4 protein-coding genes and 1 pseudogene are annotated in these 4,135 nt (G+C 53.8%); 4 read left to right on the forward strand and 1 reads right to left on the reverse strand.

Going from position 1 to position 4,135, the window contains the following annotated elements; translation table 11 throughout:
- From rplU to cgtA, 4 genes are all read left to right on the forward strand, one after another.
- A partial coding sequence (gene rplU / locus ACRCWW_RS01105) for a 50S ribosomal protein L21 (protein WP_230519869.1) occupies positions 1 to 203 on the forward strand: 203 nt, incomplete at its 5' end.
- 19 nt (positions 204 to 222) lie between these two features.
- Positions 223 to 480, forward strand: a complete 258-nt coding sequence (gene rpmA / locus ACRCWW_RS01110) for a 50S ribosomal protein L27 (protein WP_097164196.1) — start codon at positions 223 to 225, stop codon at positions 478 to 480.
- A gap of 93 nt (positions 481 to 573) precedes the next feature.
- On the forward strand, positions 574 to 1,539 hold the full coding sequence (locus tag ACRCWW_RS01115) for a DMT family transporter (RefSeq protein ID WP_438680745.1): 966 nt from the start codon (positions 574 to 576) through the stop codon (positions 1,537 to 1,539).
- Positions 1,540 to 1,554: 15 nt separating this feature from the next.
- Positions 1,555 to 2,739 carry an Obg family GTPase CgtA gene (cgtA, locus tag ACRCWW_RS01120; RefSeq protein ID WP_438680746.1) on the forward strand — a complete coding sequence of 395 codons (1,185 nt, stop codon included), beginning with the start codon at positions 1,555 to 1,557 and terminating at the stop codon, positions 2,737 to 2,739.
- 65 nt (positions 2,740 to 2,804) lie between these two features.
- On the opposite strand, the pseudogene ACRCWW_RS01125 reads toward cgtA, so the two are convergent.
- Positions 2,805 to 4,069: pseudogene (locus ACRCWW_RS01125) on the reverse strand (IS4 family transposase).
- Between the last annotated feature and the right edge of the window lie 66 nt (positions 4,070 to 4,135).

Consider the following 4,135-nt stretch of genomic DNA (forward strand, 5'->3'; position numbering starts at 1 on the left):
AAGTTCTGATGATCGCAAACGGTGAAGAAGTCAAAATCGGCGTTCCTTTCGTTGATGGCGGCGTAATCAAAGCTGAAGTTGTTGCTCACGGTCGTGGCGAGAAAGTTAAAATCGTTAAGTTTCGTCGTCGTAAACACTATCGTAAGCAGCAGGGCCATCGTCAGTGGTTCACTGATGTGAAAATTACTGGCATCAGCGCCTAAGACCTGAGGAATAGATTAAATGGCACATAAAAAGGCTGGCGGCTCAACTCGTAACGGTCGCGACTCAGAAGCTAAACGTCTGGGTGTAAAACGTTTCGGTGGCGAAACTGTTCTGGCAGGTAGCATCATCGTTCGTCAACGTGGTACTAAATTCCACGCTGGCAACAACGTTGGTTGCGGCCGTGACCACACTCTGTTTGCTAAAGCAGACGGTAAAGTGAAATTCGAAGTTAAAGGTCCGAACAACCGTAAATTCATCAGCATCGTTGCTGAGTAAGTTTTTCGGTCCGGTAACGGATGAAAGCCCCGCAACGTGTTGCGGGGCTTTTTACATTGAGAGTCCGGAAAATTTCTTACAGGGATAACGGGCATGAAGCAGCAGGCGGGCATTGGTACTCTTTTGGCGCTCACCACCGCGATGTGTTGGGGTGCGTTGCCAATCGCAATGAAGCAGGTGCTGGAGGTGATGGAACCTCCTACCATCGTGTTCTACCGCTTCCTGATGGCGAGTCTTGGTCTGGGGACCATTCTGGCTATCAAAGGCAAACTTCCGCAGTTGCATCTTTTCCGCAAGCCGCGTTGGTTAGTGCTGTTGGCAATCGCCACGGGTGGGCTGTTTGGCAACTTCATTCTGTTCAGTTCATCTCTGCAGTATCTGAGCCCGACGGCATCGCAGGTGATAGGGCAACTCTCGCCTGTTGGGATGATGGTGGCGAGCGTCGTCATCCTGAAAGAGAAAATGCGTGGCACCCAGATAATCGGTGCCGCGATGTTGCTTTGTGGGCTGGTGCTCTTCTTCAACACCAGCCTGATTGAGATTTTCACCCGCCTGACGGATTACACCTGGGGTGTCATTTTCGGCATTGGCGCGGCAACGGTCTGGGTGAGCTACGGAGTCGCGCAAAAGGTGTTATTGCGCCGTCTGGCCTCACAGCAGATCCTGTTTTTGCTGTACACTTTATGTACGATAGCGTTACTGCCGTTGGCCAGGCCAGGCGTGATTATTCAACTGAGCGACTGGCAACTGGCGTGCCTGATTTTTTGTGGGCTCAACACCCTGGTGGGTTATGGGGCTCTGGCGGAAGCCATGGCCCGTTGGCAGGCGGCGCAGGTCAGCGCTCTGATTACGCTGACCCCGCTGTTTACACTGTTATTTTCAGATTTATTATCAATGGCCTGGCCCGATTTCTTCGCCAGACCGATGTTAAACCTTTTAGGTTATCTCGGTGCGTTTGTCGTGGTTGCGGGCGCGATGTATTCCGCCATTGGTCATCGTCTATGGGGACGGTGGCGTAAGCGTGAAGCGGTAGTCCCGTTACCCCGCTCAGGCGAATGATTTACGGAGAGTAAAATGAAGTTTGTTGATGAAGCAACGATCCTGGTCGTAGCAGGGGATGGTGGCAACGGTTGCGTGAGCTTCCGTCGCGAAAAATATATCCCACGAGGCGGCCCGGACGGCGGTGACGGTGGTGATGGTGGTGACGTTTGGCTCGAAGCTGACGAAAACCTCAACACCCTGATCGATTACCGTTTTGAAAAATCTTTCCGCGCTGAACGTGGTCAGAATGGCCAAAGCCGTGACTGTACGGGTAAACGTGGCAAAGATGTCACCGTAAAAGTGCCTGTGGGCACGCGTGTGATTGATCAGGGCACTGGCGAGACGATGGGCGATATGACCAAACATGGTCAGCGTCTGATGGTCGCTAAGGGCGGCTGGCACGGTCTGGGCAACACCCGTTTCAAGTCTTCCGTTAACCGTACTCCACGTCAAAAGACCATGGGGACGCCGGGTGACAAGCGTGACCTGCAGCTCGAATTGATGCTGTTGGCAGACGTTGGGATGTTGGGGATGCCGAATGCCGGTAAATCTACCTTTATCCGCGCCGTTTCTGCCGCGAAGCCTAAAGTGGCTGATTATCCATTTACCACTCTCGTCCCAAGCCTGGGAGTTGTCCGTATGGATAACGAGAAAAGCTTTGTGGTCGCAGACATCCCTGGCCTGATTGAGGGCGCAGCGGAAGGGGCTGGTTTGGGGATTCGCTTCCTCAAACACCTTGAGCGTTGCCGCGTGCTGCTGCACCTGATCGACATCGATCCGATTGACGGTTCTGATCCAGTGGAGAATGCCCGGATCATCATCGGCGAACTGGAAAAGTACAGCGAGAAGCTGGCTGAAAAACCACGCTGGTTGGTGTTCAACAAAATCGACCTGATGGACAAAGCTGAGGCAGAAGCCAAAGCAAAAGCCATTGCTGAAGCGCTGGGCTGGGAAGAAAAGTTCTACCTGATCTCTGCGGCAAGCCAGCAGGGCGTGAAAGATCTTTGCTGGGATGTGATGACCTTCATCATCGAAAACCCGGTCGCGAAAGCGGAAGAAGAAAAACAGCCAGAGAAAGTCGAGTTCATGTGGGACGATTATCATCGCGAGCAGCTTGAAGGCACTGACGTTGAAGATGATGATGACTGGGACGACGACTGGGACGACGACTGGGATGAAGACGACGAAGAAGGTGTCGAGTTCATCTACAAACACTAAGCACTCAGCAATAAAAAGGCTCCCAATGTGAGTAATGCCAGTCAGTTAAGCGACTGACTGGCAGTTTATCTCCAGGCCCTACTGTATTTTTGCGGCCTTTCCTTTACCACTCTCGGAAAGGCTCTTTCTCTCCTTGCCGGCAGTTTCACCATCTGTGCCATGCTCTCCATATCTCGCATCAGTTCCGGGATTCGACCCGGTGAAGCGCCCTGTAATGTCATCAGCATCCGCATCACCAGGCCACTCGATTCCGCGAAGCTCAGCTGATTCGGCCAGTATCCCTTCAGGCTCGCCGCCATCTTAGCGCACAAGATTGTAGGCCAGCTGCACGCCCCACAACTCCTGCTCCACCAGCTCCGGCTTTTTACTGCGTAGCGTCAGCCTGCTCAGCTGCATTGTCTGTTTGATTTCCCGTTAACTCAGCTCGATTTCCCACCGGTGGCTGTACAGGTCCGCCATCTCCCCGCCCGGGAAGCGCATGCTGTCCGTCATAGACGTCAGCAGTCGTGCGGTCATTTCCTCTCCCAGTTCCGGCCACTTTTTCCGCGCCTGCGGGCTGGTTTTCAGCCTCACCAGATGGTCGCCTTTCCCCCAGCTTTCTTACCTCCTCGTACTGCGCCCCTTTCTTCAGCGGTATCATCCAGTGACGGTGCTCTCCGGCCTGATGCCAGGCATTCAGAAGACCCAGGGAGTAATTGCCTTTATCCAGTAACGTCAGGGTGTTATCGCCGGTTCGTGCTATCAGTTGTTCTGCCAGCGTGTATACACTTTCTTTCATGGTGTCGAACGCCGCGGCCGTCAACAGATGACTGGTCAGCTCCATCTGACAGACCATTTTGACTTGCGGGTAAGGCCCCGGCTTACCGCCATGCGACTGACGCGGGAAGGCTTTATCATTTTCGGGAGTATCTTCCGTTCGCCAGACCACGCCGTCCACGGCCAGCAGCGTCAGACCGCACCAGTGAGGATGGGTCACGGAAGCATGCCATGACTGCGCCGTTTGCAAAAACACCTGACGGACGGCCTCACTTCCCAGCCGCTGGCGGGCCTGAATAACGGCGCTGGGAGCAACGAAGGGGCGGTTTCCCGGCAGCATAATATCCAGCCGGTTGGCGATTTAATGCAAAGGCTCTTTACGTTCCAGCGCCATGCCAACAATACACCAGACCATCATTTCGAGGGGAAGACGGCGCTTGCGTAGCGTTACAGTACCAGATTCGGCAAGGCAACGAGAGATGAGTTCGGGGTCGAGGTAACCCCCCAGAGAAGTCAGTGGGTTACGCAGAGAATCGTAACGGGATACCAAATCAAGTGCCTGTCCAATGAGCATAAAAAAATCCGGAAACGAGTGAGCGTTTCCGGATTCTTACACAGCCACTGGATCGGTCAACTGATC

The organism is Scandinavium sp., assembly GCF_051650185.1.
In the GTDB taxonomy this organism is placed as follows: Bacteria; Pseudomonadota; Gammaproteobacteria; order Enterobacterales; family Enterobacteriaceae; genus Scandinavium.

What these genes read in the sequence shown, in the direction of transcription:
- cgtA (WP_438680746.1), top strand. Translation starts at nt 1,555, where the DNA reads ATGAAGTTTGTTGATGAAGCAACGATCCTGGTCGTAGCAGGGGATGGT.
- ACRCWW_RS01115 (WP_438680745.1), top strand. Translation starts at nt 574, where the DNA reads ATGAAGCAGCAGGCGGGCATTGGTACTCTTTTGGCGCTCACCACCGCG.
- rpmA (WP_097164196.1), top strand. Translation starts at nt 223, where the DNA reads ATGGCACATAAAAAGGCTGGCGGCTCAACTCGTAACGGTCGCGACTCA.